The 14,910-nt window shown below is 30.2% G+C and carries 14 protein-coding genes; 5 read left to right on the top strand and 9 right to left on the bottom strand.

The genetic code is table 11. From position 1 onward, the window contains the following. Nucleotides 1–94 precede the first annotated feature (94 nt). The 6 genes from DMR38_RS21065 to DMR38_RS21040 form a co-directional block, all read right to left on the bottom strand. Complete coding sequence (locus DMR38_RS21065) at nt 95–1,918, bottom strand: DUF4434 domain-containing protein (RefSeq protein ID WP_243124389.1); 1,824 nt, start codon at nt 1,916–1,918, stop codon at nt 95–97. Between the two features lie 171 nt (nt 1,919–2,089). Next, a complete protein-coding gene (locus DMR38_RS21060; protein ID WP_127723640.1) occupies nt 2,090–2,590 on the bottom strand; it encodes an SEC-C metal-binding domain-containing protein in 501 nt (166 codons plus the stop codon). 245 nt (nt 2,591–2,835) lie between these two features. Beyond that, complete coding sequence (locus DMR38_RS21055; RefSeq protein WP_127723638.1) at nt 2,836–2,997, bottom strand: CxxH/CxxC protein; 162 nt, start codon at nt 2,995–2,997, stop codon at nt 2,836–2,838. 63 nt (nt 2,998–3,060) lie between these two features. Then, entirely contained in the window at nt 3,061–3,846 is a 786-nt protein-coding gene (locus DMR38_RS21050; protein ID WP_127723636.1) for an MBL fold metallo-hydrolase, read from the bottom strand. A 30-nt stretch (nt 3,847–3,876) separates the two neighbouring features. After that, nucleotides 3,877–5,139 (bottom strand): UDP-N-acetylglucosamine 1-carboxyvinyltransferase, encoded by a 1,263-nt coding sequence (locus tag DMR38_RS21045; RefSeq protein WP_127723634.1) that lies wholly within the window; start codon nt 5,137–5,139, stop codon nt 3,877–3,879. Between the two features lie 260 nt (nt 5,140–5,399). After that, nucleotides 5,400–5,567 carry a DUF1540 domain-containing protein gene (locus tag DMR38_RS21040; RefSeq protein WP_127723632.1) on the bottom strand — a complete coding sequence of 56 codons (168 nt, stop codon included), beginning with the start codon at nt 5,565–5,567 and terminating at the stop codon, nt 5,400–5,402. A gap of 217 nt (nt 5,568–5,784) precedes the next feature. Here DMR38_RS21040 and DMR38_RS21035 point away from each other — a divergent pair, with 217 nt between their 5' ends. Next, entirely contained in the window at nt 5,785–6,333 is a 549-nt protein-coding gene (locus DMR38_RS21035; protein WP_127723630.1) for a 2'-5' RNA ligase family protein, read from the top strand. A 52-nt stretch (nt 6,334–6,385) separates the two neighbouring features. On the opposite strand, the gene DMR38_RS21030 is transcribed toward DMR38_RS21035, so the two are convergent. Beyond that, entirely contained in the window at nt 6,386–8,284 is a 1,899-nt protein-coding gene (locus DMR38_RS21030) for a glutamine synthetase (protein ID WP_127723628.1), read from the bottom strand. A 341-nt stretch (nt 8,285–8,625) separates the two neighbouring features. On the opposite strand from DMR38_RS21030, the gene murI reads away from it, so the two are divergent. Both murI and DMR38_RS21020 read left to right on the top strand, forming a co-directional pair. Then, nucleotides 8,626–9,411, top strand: a complete 786-nt coding sequence (gene murI, locus DMR38_RS21025) for a glutamate racemase (RefSeq protein WP_127723626.1) — start codon at nt 8,626–8,628, stop codon at nt 9,409–9,411. Between the two features lie 112 nt (nt 9,412–9,523). Continuing rightward, on the top strand, nt 9,524–10,192 hold the full coding sequence (locus DMR38_RS21020) for an XRE family transcriptional regulator (protein ID WP_127723624.1): 669 nt from the start codon (nt 9,524–9,526) through the stop codon (nt 10,190–10,192). A 103-nt stretch (nt 10,193–10,295) separates the two neighbouring features. Here the strand turns inward: DMR38_RS21020 and DMR38_RS21015 are convergent, their stop codons facing one another. Further along, the gene (locus DMR38_RS21015; protein ID WP_127723622.1) at nt 10,296–11,195 is read right to left on the bottom strand and encodes a radical SAM protein; all 900 of its coding nucleotides are present in this window, start codon (nt 11,193–11,195) and stop codon (nt 10,296–10,298) included. A gap of 78 nt (nt 11,196–11,273) precedes the next feature. Beyond that, a complete protein-coding gene (locus tag DMR38_RS21010; protein WP_127723620.1) occupies nt 11,274–12,323 on the bottom strand; it encodes a transporter in 1,050 nt (349 codons plus the stop codon). A gap of 356 nt (nt 12,324–12,679) precedes the next feature. Here DMR38_RS21010 and DMR38_RS21005 point away from each other — a divergent pair, with 356 nt between their 5' ends. Then, complete coding sequence (locus DMR38_RS21005) at nt 12,680–13,711, top strand: hypothetical protein (RefSeq protein ID WP_243124388.1); 1,032 nt, start codon at nt 12,680–12,682, stop codon at nt 13,709–13,711. Nucleotides 13,712–13,770: 59 nt separating this feature from the next. Beyond that, on the top strand, nt 13,771–14,697 hold the full coding sequence (locus DMR38_RS21000) for a TIGR01212 family radical SAM protein (RefSeq protein WP_127723616.1): 927 nt from the start codon (nt 13,771–13,773) through the stop codon (nt 14,695–14,697). Nucleotides 14,698–14,910: the final 213 nt, after the last annotated feature.

Raw genomic sequence — 14,910 nt, 5'->3', positions numbered from 1 at the left:
GAATCGTTATTTAGTCACATTCTATTATATTATACAATAATATAATAGGTATGCAAACGAAAAATTCATATTAAACATATGTACAGAGGTGTTTTTAATTACTTCGCACTTCAAATTCATCTATAAAAGTATAATAATTAGGTTTAGTAACAGAAGTTAGCTTTATATATCTTGCTTTTATAGGTCTAGACAGAGTTAAATATAGGGGATATTTGGAACCATATCTGTCTGAAAAAGGTACAGAAGGAATCCTAAAAAGTCCTACAGGTGTAAAACTTACACCATCTTCAGATACGGCAATAGAAGCTCTATCGGGAAGTTCAGACCAAGAAATTGTGTCTCTAAAATAACTTACCATGAATTGTTCCACTTGTTTTGAGCTTCCTAGATCTATAGTTATATCTATGGGTTTAGTGTACCAACCTACCAAAGCTTTGTCTTTTACTGAATTTACAGAAGCAAACTTTCCGTCAGTAAGTTTTTTAAGTGTTGCGTCATTGTAATTTTCGTGGGGCATGGGAAGCAAGGTATAAGTACAATTCCTTGAAAGCAAGTTAGGAAGTTTTTTTATAGAATCCACTGCAACTACTGCAGGCTTTGAAGGTTTTGATACATTGCCTGAAAAACCTAAGGATCTTACCTCATAAGTACAATGGTTTGTATCTTCTCGTAGCAGAGGTATATCTGTAATAACTTTAGTAAAATATTTGGGGTTACCTCCATATTTCCTTTGAGTCATAATACGAGAAATTAGGGTACCGTTTCTGTAAATCTCATAGCCGCAAATATTATTAGAGTTTTTAGGGCTTGACCAAGCTATTTTAAACTTATTTTTCTCTATAGTTGATACAGTTAAATTTTGAGGAATATCTAATTTTTCTATAGGAAGCTTGCCTTTTTTTACATAATAAGAATATGCCTTATTAAAGCCGCTGTCTATATTATTTGGACTATAATAATGGCTGTAAGAAAAACATATTATATTATCTACGCAGGGTTGTTCCAAAGTGAGTTGTTTTAAAAACCTGTCTAAAGGTGCACTGGAGTTATTTGCATAATCAAAGTTTTCAGTGTTGGCCCAAAATAACATACCAGGTTTGCTGTCAACAGCCTTTCTAAGGGCAGTATACCATGAATTAACCTCTTCTAGTTTTAGCCTACCACTGCCTATGCAATCTTGAGGGCAAAATATATCTCCTTTTTTAAAGTTTGTTTTTGAAAATACATATTTCCAATCTGATTCATATTCTTTGGCAGTACCTGCAGATGAATTCATAAAAGGCGATAATAAAATAGGAAGACGCTCTTTTCTTTCACTAAGAGTTTTAAGGTGAACATTTATAGCGTTTATTAGACAGTCATATTTATTGAATTTATTAAATTTAGCATTGTCTACTTCATAGGGAAAGTACCATCCATAAAAAGCATTAGGATATTTGCGGTGATAATTCTTATATAAATCATCAGCTATAAGACTGCTTCTTTCCATTTGAGAATTTAGCCAGGCTGAGTTTTCCGGAGATATTTGCCACCACTCATTGTTATAGTTGGTATCCATAAAAATTTTCATGTTCAATTCTTCAGCATTTTTTAAGCATAAATCCACAGGATCAACGTTAGGATATAATTTCGGGTAGTTTGTGTTTGAATTTTTATATGAAATTTTAGTAATGTTTCCATTAGTTTGGGAGACACCGGATAGCACCAAATACTTCATTTTGTTTTGTTTTAGATAGGTTAGTTCCTTCTTCCAATCACTATCTGACCAATTTTGAGTGAGATCTAACTGGATAAATGACCCGGTGACTATGGGGTAATTTTTATTAGACTTGAGTGGGCTATTAAAATAAATAAATGTAAAAAAAGCAATTGCTAAAATTGAAATTATGAGTGTGATTTTTTTACTTTTAATTTTCATATTTAAAAATCCTCCTTTATGAAAAATTAAGTTCTATTTTACGATAATATATCAAATGATTCTTAGGTTCAGACGGAGTTTGCTTATATTACAGCTATGGGATAAATATAATAATAAAAATGGAGCAAACTTTAAAAAGCTTACTCCAAATTAAACATGAAAATCATATGCTTATTTTTTGCCACAGCACTGTTTATATTTTTTACCGCTGCCGCATGGACAAGGATCATTTCTACCAACCTTAGTTTTATTTACTACGGTTTTAGAAGAAACCCATTTTTTATGTATTTCTCTTCTTTTTTGATTTGAAAATATAGACTCCCACTGGGGAAGATCATACAGGTAATCAGCTTTGGCATCTAACATATTAAAGTACAATTTTTCAAAATTAATTTCTACAGAAATTTTTGAATCTACCTTTAAGTCTTCAAGAACTAAAGGTTTTTCAAGACTATCATTTATTCCATCCAAAAATCCCATAAAAAATACTTCTGAAGTTTCAAATTTTTTTGCTAAATCTTTTATAGCTCCATCTATAGTGCCCTCATGTTCAGATAAAATTTTTGTATAAATATTTTTTTCAATTGAGCCATATTCTTTCCAAAAGGCAGCTTCACCTTTTGCCTTTACAAAATTTACAACCATATTTGTCCAATCTTCATACAAACTCATACTTTATCCTGCTGCATATATTTTTTACAGCAGTACCTCCCTTCAAACTACAGATAAACATATAGGTGTTTTAATTTAAGGACCAATTAGTATTAATACTTAGTATTAATACAATGTTAGCCTTTGTCTAAAACCTACTGTACTTATCTTCTATTTTAAATATTTTGTCTAAGTTAAAAATCTTTTTAATAAAAAACCTATACTGACGTATTATAATAAAAATTATTATATTTTGCAATTCCTTTTTAAGGTCTTGATTTTAAGGCGTAAGTGGCTTCTTTGTTGCAATAAGTACACTTATGACCTGTTATATTCACCAAATAGGGAAAAGTTTCATTATCAACCAAAAAGTTATCAAAGGCTATGTCAACATGATGATCACAGCAATATGTAGTTTCTCTTTCCATTTTAATATCACTCCTGACGGTTTTCACAAGACAAAATTAACTGTATAAAATCTTCCCATACTTTTAAAATCTTATATAATTGCTGGGCTGATCACGTCTTGCCATGGATATGCTTACATCAGTATTTAATTTAATGCCGCATTCTCTTAAACTATTTGTTACAGTTTCATAAGCCAATTCAGGATAATTATTTATTTTACTTAAATGTCCTAAAATAATTCTTTTGAACTTTCCATTTAAAATGTCTGGGATGACCATTCCACAGTCATCATTAGATAGATGACCTACTTTACTTAGAATTCTCCTTTTTAAATCATAAGGATAAGGTCCGAACTTTAACATTTCTACATCATGGTTACTTTCTAAAAGAATTAAATCTGAATCTTTTAATATATCCTTGATGTCATTTGATATAAAGCCTAAGTCTGTTGCTACACATGCTTTCTTGTTTTTACAGTTAACTGCATATCCATAAGGATCTGCAGCATCATGGGATATACTATAACTTACTATGTCCATGTCTTTTATATTTATATAATTGTCATAAATTATTTTAATATTATGCTCTTTTATCTTGCCTATAGATTTTGACATGGCTTTCCAGGTAAGGGTATTTGCATATATAGGTATATCATATTTCCTAGATAACACACCTACACCTTTAATATGGTCACTGTGTTCATGTGTAACTAGTATAGCGTCTATGTCATTTGGCTTATGTCCAATTTTTAAAAGAGCATTTTCTATACTTTTACCAGAAAGTCCTGCATCTATCAGAATTTTAGCATTATCAGATGCTATAAATATGGAATTTCCACTGCTGCCGCTGTATAAAGGACAAAAAATCATAATAAATCTCCCTATTAAATAATATTTATATTACTCAGAATAAGATACTCTTTTTATATCGGCACCTAAAGCTCTAAATTTATCTTCTATATTGGGGTATCCTCTATCAATGTGCTTAATACTCAAAACTTCCGTAGTGCCCTCGGCAATAAGGCCAGCTATAACCATTGCAGCACCAGCTCTTAAGTCTGTTGCTTTTACAATAGCTCCACTGAGCTTACTTACGCCATCTATAATGGCAGTTCTACCTTCTACTTTAATATTGGCACCCATTTTTTTGAGCTCATCTACATGTTTAAATCTACTTTCCCATATACTTTCATTTATAATGCTTCTTCCTTCTGCTACGGTTAGAAGAGTACTTAAAGGTTGTTGTACATCTGTAGGAAATCCAGGGTAAGGTTGGGTTTTTATATTTACGCCCTTTAATTTTCCACTTGATTTTACAGTAACAGAATCGCCATCTTCTATTACTTCAGCTCCCATTTCTATAAGCTTTGCAGATATAGACTCTAGGTGCTTAGGTATAACATTTTGGATAACTACTTCTCCACCGCAGGCTGCTGCTGCAATCATATATGTACCAGCCTCTATTTGATCTGGTATAACACTATAGGAGCAACCTTTTAGTTCTTTAACCCCTACTATTCTTATTATATCAGTGCCTGCACCTTTTATATTTGCTCCCATGCTATTTAAGAAATTTGCTACATCTACCACGTGGGGTTCTTTTGCCACATTTTCTAAAGTAGTTACGCCTTCTGCAAGAGCAGCAGCTAACATTACATTTATAGTGGCTCCTACGCTTACTACGTCAAAAAATATATTTGTTCCAATCAAATTTTTAGCTTCTACTAATACGCAACCGTGTTTAATTTTAACTTGGGCACCTAAAGCTTCAAATCCTTTTATATGTTGGTCTATAGGTCTAACCCCTATAGGGCATCCTCCTGGTAGTTCAACCCTAGCTTTTTTAAATCTGCCCAGCAGTGCGCCTATGAGATAATAAGAAGCTCTCATTTTTCGTACGTCATCGGTGTTTGCATCTATACTATTTATAGTAGTACTATTAATTACTACTGAATTTTTACCTGTTTTTATTTCGCAGCCTAAACTTTCAAGAATTCTTTCTATGCAGTGGACGTCTTCTATATTAGGTATATTATCAATTGAGCATAATCCTTTACTGGCCATTATTGATGCCGGTAATATTGCTACAGCAGCGTTCTTTGCACCGTTAATTTCTATAGAACCGGAAAGAGGCCTTCCACCATTAATTACCAATTTATCCATTCACGTATCCATCCTTATCACAAATTTATATTTATATAAAGTTTAGAAAATCTCAAATTTAATTCATATTACACAAAATTTATTATATCATAATTTTGTGTTATTTTAACATAAAATTTGAAAATATGAAGGATACTCTTAAATTATAATATAAATGAAATTAATTATTTTTTAAATTAAAGCCCAGCTTTAATTTAAAAGCTGGGCTGGCGTAATTGTTTTAAGTTTTTATTGTTTCAGGTAGATACTGTGGAGAATAATTATTCTTGTTTCATAAAACTACCACAGTCAGTACATTGTACGTCTTTAGCCATAGATTCATGCTTTGTAACTTGTATTTTGTTGAGAGTGCAATAATTTGTATTCTTTGCATGAAATCTGCATTCGTTTACTATACATCCAATACTATTATTTTCAGTATTATTCATAATATACCTGCTTTTAAAAGATAAATATATTTTAAAGCAGGATGTCACCTCTTTCTTTTTGTAAATTTGATAACATTAGTATTTTTACACTTAGACGTAGTTTATATACTTATAATTACTGGTAATTTTTGATGCTATAAGAATTATAATTATGTGATATAATGTTAGTTACATACTATACATTTTTGTAAAATTAATTTGGGGGATTGAGAAAATAATGAAATATTATTTAGTAGCTTTGTTTGATAAAGATTCCTATTCTTATATTGAGCATATACAGAGAAATATATGTAGAAAGTATAGATTGTATAAAAATATACCGCCTTTACATATAACTCTTGGAGCTGTGGAAAATCCAGATATAGAGAAATTTACTAAGATTGTTTCTGATATATTAAAACCTTATAAGAAGTTTAAAGTAAAAGTGAATGAATCTATTTGTTTTAATCAATCTTGTAAGTCTGTTAATTTAAAGGTAGAAAATAAAGGATATGTAATAAGGCTTGCAAGACAGATAAATGAAACTTTAAAACTTTATAAGTTTGATGTTAGAGATAATGGGAACAATGGGGGCTTACATACTGTACTTGCAAATACGAATTACTCCATTAAGGAATTGACATCCAAGGAGTACGTTTCAGCTTGTAATAATGGTAAAAAAGATGAAATTTATAAAATGGCTCGAATAGATAGAATAGCACTTTGGAAACCTATAAACAATAGAAAGGAAGCACTTATAAGAAATTTTCCTTTAAGGGATTTTTAATATAATTTGATTAAGAAGGTAGTAAACTTTAAGTTTACTACCTTCTTAATATTTAAATATCTAATAAATTTTTCTTATAACTTGAGTATAAATCTTTGAGTTCACTAATTTTTTCTTCAGCTTCTATTTGAAGGTTAGATACTTCTTCGTAATCTCCAGCTTCTGATGCAAGTTTTATTCTAGTAAACAAGCTTTTATTAGAATATGAATCTTTCATCAAGTAATATCTTAAATCATTTATTTTTTGCCAATTAGCTACATCTAGATCTAAAGCTTTATCTATAGAATGTAACATTTTACAATCTCTTATTTCATTGGAGTAATCATTTAATATTCTATGATTTAGTTCTATTAGCCATCTAGTTGTAGCCCCTAATCTAAAGCTGTTTATTAAATTCTCGTCTAATACACCTTCTGCAGTTAGGACAGCTTTTTTCTCTGGGTATTTATCAAGAGCACTGAGATTTTCATATACAGTTGCAGGGGCTGTACCAAATAATCTTACTCTTTCTTCATCAGTAAAGGATTCAAATACATTTTCCTCACTTCTGTATGCTCTTCCTTTTTCCAAATAATCTGCATCATCTTCAGCTTTTTTGGAAAGTTCTGCTAATAAGTCATCTTCTGTTTTTCCATTTGTAACTGCATATTTTATTCCGTCCATCATAGCTAAATATAATGTAGTTACAGCTAAATAGGTGTTTGTATGAGGATTTGGAGCTCTTAATTCAAATCTTGTAGCTAAAGGATTTGCAGAATCTCTTATAACTCCTATAAGTACAGTTCTGTTTCTTGAAGGAATTTCTGCAGAGTGACCTAGGGAAGTTACTATGCATATAGGTGCTTCAAATCCAGGTTTTAATCTTCTGAGGGAATCAGTAGTGTTAGAAACAAAAGGATTTATAACTTCGTAGTTTTTAAGTATTCCCATTACAGAAGCATATCCAAAAATACTTAAGAAGTGTTCTTTAGTAGAAGAAAATAGATTTATAACTTTGCCATTTTTAAGCTTTAATGCTATTCCTATATGGGTATGTTCACCGCTTCCGGCTACTCCCTCAATAGGTTTAGCAAGAAAAGTAACATCTAATCCATTGCTTCTAAAAGTTTCTTCAACTATATTCTTTACAAGTAATTCATTATCTGCTGCTTGAACAGCAGTACAGTATTTCCAGTCTATTTCTAATTGTTCCATTACATGATTGAAACTTCCTGATTTATCTACTTTAGCTTTTACACCGCCTACTTCTTTATGTCCCATTTCAGGCTTTAAACCGTATAAGTTCATATTTAATAGAGTTTTCTCTAAGGCTGTTTTTACTATACCTTTTGTTCTAGTCCAATATTGTTCTTGAAGTTCCTGAGATGTGAATAATTCTTCAGTGTGTGCTTTATCGTTAGGTGTCATTACCCAAAATTCTAGTTCTGTAGCACAAGTAGCAATTACATCATCTATATCCTCGTATTTTATTCCGAAAGATGATATGGTACTTGGGTATTTCTTAAATAAGTCTAAGAGATTTGATTTGAAATGTTCTACACAATTTTTTAGTGCGTATCTAGAATCTACTGCTTTGTTTTCATGATATAGGAAACAAGGAATTCTCAGTGTCCCAACAGGCTTATTTGTTTCAAGGTCAACATTTTCTTCATTGTATTCTATATACCAATTTACATCAAGATCAGGCAACATATCTACTTTTGCGTTGTTTAGAGTTGCTATCCCTGGAAGAACTACAGATGAACCATCAGTTTGAATTGCCCCATTTAAAAAGCCATTTATATCTTTTAAAAATACCTCAATAGGGATTTTCTCATCAGTGTTGTTACCAGAAAGATCTATACCTATAAGGGACACAAATTTTATTTCTGAATGTGCAGTTAGCATTTTCTTTAAATTTTCCTCTGAGTGCGTTTCTTTAGGCACTACATACACTAGATCTTTTAACATAATTCCATTCCTCCTATAAATAATTAGAAGAGTATCTAATTTTTAATACTCTAATATTTTTACACCTAATAAATTGCTACTTTCGTTATTTTAATAACTCAATTTTATATATCTATGATTTTATAATTAATATTGATATATGTCAATAGAATTTTGAAGGAATTTATAATTGTAATTGCAATATTAATAAGAAAGCAAGAAATTTATAACATACTTATGTTGTAGATTTAAACGATTAATTATACTCATAATTTAGTTTTTTAGATTTTTTTTGTATAGTTTAAATGTATAATATATAATGAACATAGAAAGTTTTTTGATTAGAATAATGAGGTGATAGAGTGGATTTAGAAGATAGACCTATTGGTTTTTTTGATTCTGGAATAGGTGGAATAAGTGTTTTGAAAGAAGCAGTTAAAATCTTATCAAATGAAGATTTTGTGTATTTTGGAGATTCTAAAATGGCTCCTTATGGGGTAAAAACTGCAGAAGAGGTAAAAAGACTTACTTTTAATGCAGTAGAACTTCTATTAACAAAGAATATAAAGGCGTTGGTTGTGGCTTGTAATACTGCAACTAGTGCAGCAATAATAGATTTGAGAAAAAAATATAGCAAATCTATGCCTATAATAGGCATAGAACCAGCTTTAAAACCGGCAGTAGAATTTAATAGAAAAGGTAAGATAGTAATAATGGCAACTACGATGACCCTTTCAGAAAGAAAGTTTAGTAATCTCATGAAAAAGTATGAGAGTAGATCATCGATACAACCACTTCCATGTCCTGGTTTAGTAGAACTTATTGAACAGGGTAAGACAGAAGGAGAGGAAGTAGAAGGCTATTTAAAAGAAAAGCTAAATTCACTAAAAGATGAAGGAATTGCAGCAGTGGTATTAGGATGTACTCATTACCCGTTTATAAAGAAAAGCATACGTAAAATTTTAAATGAGGACATCCCTATAATAGATGGAAGCAAGGGTACCGTAGAGCAACTTAAAAGACAGCTTGTTAAATACCATATAAAAAACAACAAGAATAAAGTAGGAAAAGTGACAATATTTAATTCTATGGACAGTGAATTTATAATACAATTGAGTTATAAACTTTTAAAAGAGGAAAGTATATAGAAAGGTTAAAGTTCAAATAATGAATTTCTTCTTGCATTAGGAAATCTATAATTTTAATATTTTCTGACGTTAGGAGAAAAATTATCATTATCTATTAAATTAGGAGGAGAAAATGAATAGAGTAGGACAAAAAATAAAATTAGCAAGAACTGAATTGGGTATTAGTCAGAAACAGCTGGCTAAAAAGCTAGGAGTTTCAGAGGGATTTATAAATGAAGCGGAATCTGGAAAGAGAATAGTAAATCAAAACATAATTGATAAACTTTCAAAAATATTAGGTAAAAGTATAAATGATATAACTATGTCTTTTGAAGAGGAAGTATATAAAGAAGATAAAACTCCCAAATTTTCTCCAATAGCTAAGAAGGAGAAAGTACAAGACGTTTGGAGTGAAGCTTTTGGATCTGTTTTAAAAAAGGTACCCATTTATAAATATGATATGAGAACAGTAATAGGATTTAGACAGCTTCCGTTGATTGACAATAAAATAGAAGGATATGCTCAGGATAAAGTTATGTATTTGCAAGTAGAGAGTGACGATATGGAAGGATTTAGAATACAAAGGGGAGATTTAGTTTTTGTACATAGTACAGGAGAAATTTATAACAACTCCATATATCTAGTAGAGTATAGTGGAGAAAGAAAATTAAGACAGATAAAGAAGCTGGATAGTAATAAGGTGCTTCTTATTAGTAGTAGAAGTGGTATAAGGACAGAAACTATTGAGATTAAAAGTTTAAAGATAATTGCTAAATTGGATAGGCTTGAAATAAAACTTTAATTTGAAATTAAAGATGAACATTTAGGACACAACTAGGCAAATACAAAATGTGGTCAAATTGGCTGGGATAGGAACAGGGATTCTATTCTAGCCAATTTTTAATTTAAATTCCTTCTAAGTTGAAGTCAGGTACAAAACTTTTAGAAGAACTTGTACTCTCTTGAATAAATGCATTTTTTATCCCTAGAGATAGACAATAATTTATAAATGAATCATAGTGCTTTGGATTTAAAGGCCTATTTATTTCAGGAAACTTATAAGAATTATACATAGGTGTATATTGATTCATTATGCTTATGTAGACTGAATCTCCAAAGGTACTGTATATATAATCTATTATTTTTTTTGAGTCAAATAATAAACCGGGCAGCATGAGGTGTCGTATTATAACTCCTTTTGTCACCATTTCGTTTTTATCAAATTTTATAGTGCCTACCTGATTAAACATTTCTTCTATGGCTTTTGAAGCATAACTAAAGTAGTTGGGGGCATGAGAATACTTAACGGCATATTTGTTATTAAAATATTTTAAATCAGGAAGATACACATCTATATATCCTTTCAGGTCTTTTAAAGTAGCTGCATTTATATAGCTGTTAGTATTGAATAATACTGGCAGCTGAAGACCTTTTGATTTAGCTATATCTAGGGCTTCAATTATTTGTGGAATATAATGGGTTGGAGTAACTAAATTTATGTTGTGAGCATTTCTATCTTGTTGTTCTAGAAAAATTTCACTAAGCCTTTTTATGGATACTTCTTTTCCTATGTTTTCAGCACTTATAGTGTGATTCTGGCAAAAAACACATCTTAGATTACAATTAGAAAAAAATATAGTTCCTGAACCATTAATACCAGAAATGCAGGGTTCTTCCCATTTATGTAAGGATACTTTGGCTATTTTTACATTTTTGCCAGCATTGCAAAAGCCAGTTGCATCTTTTAATCTGTTTGTTTTGCAGGATCTAGGACATAAGATGCAATTTTCCAAATAGTTTTGCATAACAGCACTTCCTTTAAAGTTTAGATAATTAAAAATCAATGTGATTATAGCTTTTTAATTATAACATAAAGGAGTAATTCATTTATTATAATTTCTAAGATAAAAAATAATACATTGTACTATAAATATAAGACTTACTAAACCAAAAGCGGGATATAAAAATGAAATTAGTTTTACAAAACCAATTTGTGATACAGGAATTGTAATTAATATTATTATAATTACTGATCTTTTATAGGTTATATTAAATACTTCTTCAAAATTCTTTCCTACACTATATATATTAGATACCTCTGTAGAAAACATCTCTAACCAAATTATAGCAAGCAGTACTATTTCTAATATTTTTCCAAAACGATTGGCTATGTATAGGAGGGGAATTTCATATTTGAATATATAGGGTATATTCAAAATTAGCATGAAGTTTATTATAAAAACCAATATTGTAAGGATTAAGGAGCCTATAATAGAACCTGCAATAAGATTTTTCTTTTTGTTTATGGAAAGACTTAAAGGTACTAAAACGCCGCTGCAAGATAGCATATTAAAGCCTGAATAGATTAATGAAGAGAAAAGCCAGCTCTGTTTACAACAGTTTATGTTTTTTAAGCTAGATATATTTAGATTTTTATAAAAAGCTAAATACAATATAAATAAGGTTACTATTACTAGTATAAGTGAAGGAACTATGACTGAATTTATTTCGAGCAGGCCTTTAGTATCTCTAAATAATATAATTATAGCTATAAATATCATAAATAGTATACCTATCCATCGTGATACTTCAAAGTATTGATGAATTAGGGCACCACTTCCAGCAAGTATTATAGCTGATCCACCAATTAAGAAAAAAGTAGTTAAGGAATTGGTGACTATGCCCAAAAAGCCAGGACTTACTAGGGATATGAGGCCATCATAAGAATTTAACCTATATTTTTTGCTTATGTTAATTATTATAATTGACATTACTATGTATACAATGCAGCAGATCAATATACCTATGAAGCTTTTGTAACCATATTGGGTGAAAAATTGGCTTATTTCTTGTCCTGATGCTAAGCCAGCACCAACTATTGTACCTATAAATACAGCGGCTACTTGGAAAATCAAAACAATTTCTTTACTCAAAAATATCCCTCCAGTAATATAATTTTTAATTTTACTTATGTCCACTTTTCCGAAAAGGCAGCCATCAAATAAATATGTCCTATATATAAATATATAAATAACATATAAAAATAATGAATTATAAATTAAAATTTTATTTACGGGAAAAATAAAATTTAAGTAAATTAGTTAAGGCATTAAAAAAATAGGTTGGCATGATGAGCAGTTATTTCTTTGTAAATGACTTAACTTAATAGAAGGAGGTGAATTTCTACTACAGGGTAAAAACTGAGAGTAGGAAGTATATGAGAAAAAGAAGCATAATTTGTACCATATTACTTATAATTTTTTCTTGTAGTTTAATATGCGGATGCAATTTGAATAAAAAAGAAGATACTAAAGAGTCAAATGAAAGTTTCGATATGAAAGCAGCAGGCAATACAGTAGATACTTATATGAAATATCTCATGAAAAGTGATGTTGAAAATATTAAAAAATTATATTCCAAAGAACTCCTAAAAAGTCCCATAAAGAGTGAAAATCAAAATCTAAAAATTGTTGGATATAGTTTAAGTGACAGCAGTGAAATTGGAAAATCAGGTCAATTTAAGGTAAAGGTGGCAAGAGTAGATTTAAGCAAACCTTTTGCAGTGTTAGATGAATATTCTATAAAAGTAGTAAAGGAAGGTAATGATTATAAGATTAATAAGACTAGTGATGTTGTGGATAGGGAAGCATTTATTGAAAAAGATAAAATAAAAATGAGAAATAAAAATGATGTAAAGACAAATGTAGTAATAGACATAACAAATGTACCTAATTATGTATTCCCAAAAGATGATAAGGTAAATATAGATAAGGCTGCTGTACCAAAAAACAACTTTGGTATAATTGATTTTTCCTATACGGGAGACAATATGGCAATGGTTACTTATAACAAAGATTCATATATAGGTGTAATAAAAATAGATGAAAGCATGTCAGCACAATCTCAGGATTCTGATGGACAGCAGGGTAATGGTGGTGACGGCAAGGATGGAGAAGAAGGTGGGAAAAAGGGTGAAGTTGAGAAAACAGTAGGTAAAAATATAACTACTTTAGATCTTCTAAAGGATTCTAAAGTAGAATTTGTAACATTTTCTCAAGATGAAAAATTTGTTATGGCACAATATACAAATGCAAATATAGGCCATTGTATAAGGCTCTATAAGGCAAATTCAGGAGATATAGTGGATTACAAGTTTGAAGAAAAATTTCCTCTTGATAAAGTGGATGTAGTTTTTTCCTCTTTTGATGAAGATATATTAAACTTTGATGTTATATCAAAAAATAATAGTAGTGAATCACTTTCTAAACTAATTGGTAAGTGGAAGTTAAGCTTAAAGAATTTTAAAGCAGTTAAAATGTAATATTGTGATATAATGACAATGTATTATTTATTGGAAGATTGAGAGGATGAAGGGTTAGAATGCTGTGGGGAGACAAAACGTACTATAGTTTGAATTATTATTTGAGGAAAAAATTTGGATGTAAAGTATTTAAGATATCTTTGGATGGAGGATTTTCTTGTCCTAATAGAGACGGCACTATAAGTACAGGTGGATGTATATTTTGCAGTGAAAAAGGATCCGGGGATTTTGCAGGAAATAGGAATGTATCTATATCAAGTCAATTTCAGGGTATAAAGCAAATGATGAATAAGAAGTGGAAAGATGGAAAGTATATAGCCTATTTTCAAGCGTATACAAATACCTACGCTCCTGTAGAAATACTAAATCAGAAATATGAGGAAGCTATAAATCAAGAAGGTGTAGTTGGTCTTGCAATAGCTACTAGACCTGATTGTCTTGGAGATGATGTACTGGAATTACTTGAAAAATTTAATAATAAAATTTATACCTGGGTAGAGCTTGGCCTGCAAAGTTCAGATGATTTTACAGCAGAAAAAATAAACAGGGGATATAAATTAGAAACCTTTGAAAGATCTGTAAAAAATTTAAGAAAAATAGGAATTGAAGTGGTAGTTCATTTAATAATGGGACTGCCCTATGAAAATAAAGACATTATGATGAATACAGTAAAATACGTATCAACTCAGGATATACAGGGAGTAAAGTTTCATTTGCTTCACTTAATGGAACATACTCCTCTTGTAAAATTGTATAATGAAGGACAGTTGAAGCTTATGAGTCAAGAAGACTATGTAGATGTAATATGTTCAGCACTGTCAAATACCCGGCCGGATATTGTAATTCACAGGTTAACTGGAGATGCGCCTAGAAATTTACTTATAGGACCTAAATGGAGTCTTAAAAAGTGGGAAGTTCTAAATGACATAGATAAAACTATGAAGGATAGGGACATTTATCAGGGAATATATTATGGAAATAGTTAATTATTCAACTTTCACAGTTTAAAAATATGGCTAAGCAAAGCTTTTTGAGTTGACAGTTGACAATTGATAGTTGGCAGTTAATGTGGATTTTTTTCCGTTATATTGCAAAAAATCTTTGATTAAATTTTTGAAGTCTCGTTTTGCTAAAGCAAAACATTGATGATTCTATAAATTTAAAGATTTTTTGCGATAGCTAAAAATCATCCTTTACTG

This window comes from Clostridium sp. AWRP, from assembly GCF_004006395.2.
Taxonomy (GTDB): Bacteria; Bacillota; Clostridia; order Clostridiales; family Clostridiaceae; genus Clostridium_B.
This window is presented reverse-complemented; position numbering and strand designations above follow the sequence as displayed.

Coding starts and splice junctions, on each gene's coding strand:
- DMR38_RS21065 (WP_243124389.1), bottom strand. CDS start 1,918: ATGAAAATTAAAAGTAAAAAAATCACACTCATAATTTCAATTTTAGCA.
- DMR38_RS21060 (WP_127723640.1), bottom strand. CDS start 2,590: ATGAGTTTGTATGAAGATTGGACAAATATGGTTGTAAATTTTGTAAAG.
- DMR38_RS21055 (WP_127723638.1), bottom strand. CDS start 2,997: ATGGAAAGAGAAACTACATATTGCTGTGATCATCATGTTGACATAGCC.
- DMR38_RS21050 (WP_127723636.1), bottom strand. CDS start 3,846: ATGATTTTTTGTCCTTTATACAGCGGCAGCAGTGGAAATTCCATATTT.
- DMR38_RS21045 (WP_127723634.1), bottom strand. CDS start 5,139: ATGGATAAATTGGTAATTAATGGTGGAAGGCCTCTTTCCGGTTCTATA.
- DMR38_RS21040 (WP_127723632.1), bottom strand. CDS start 5,567: ATGAATAATACTGAAAATAATAGTATTGGATGTATAGTAAACGAATGC.
- DMR38_RS21035 (WP_127723630.1), top strand. CDS start 5,785: ATGAAATATTATTTAGTAGCTTTGTTTGATAAAGATTCCTATTCTTAT.
- DMR38_RS21030 (WP_127723628.1), bottom strand. CDS start 8,284: ATGTTAAAAGATCTAGTGTATGTAGTGCCTAAAGAAACGCACTCAGAG.
- DMR38_RS21020 (WP_127723624.1), top strand. CDS start 9,524: ATGAATAGAGTAGGACAAAAAATAAAATTAGCAAGAACTGAATTGGGT.
- DMR38_RS21015 (WP_127723622.1), bottom strand. CDS start 11,195: ATGCAAAACTATTTGGAAAATTGCATCTTATGTCCTAGATCCTGCAAA.
- DMR38_RS21000 (WP_127723616.1), top strand. CDS start 13,771: ATGCTGTGGGGAGACAAAACGTACTATAGTTTGAATTATTATTTGAGG.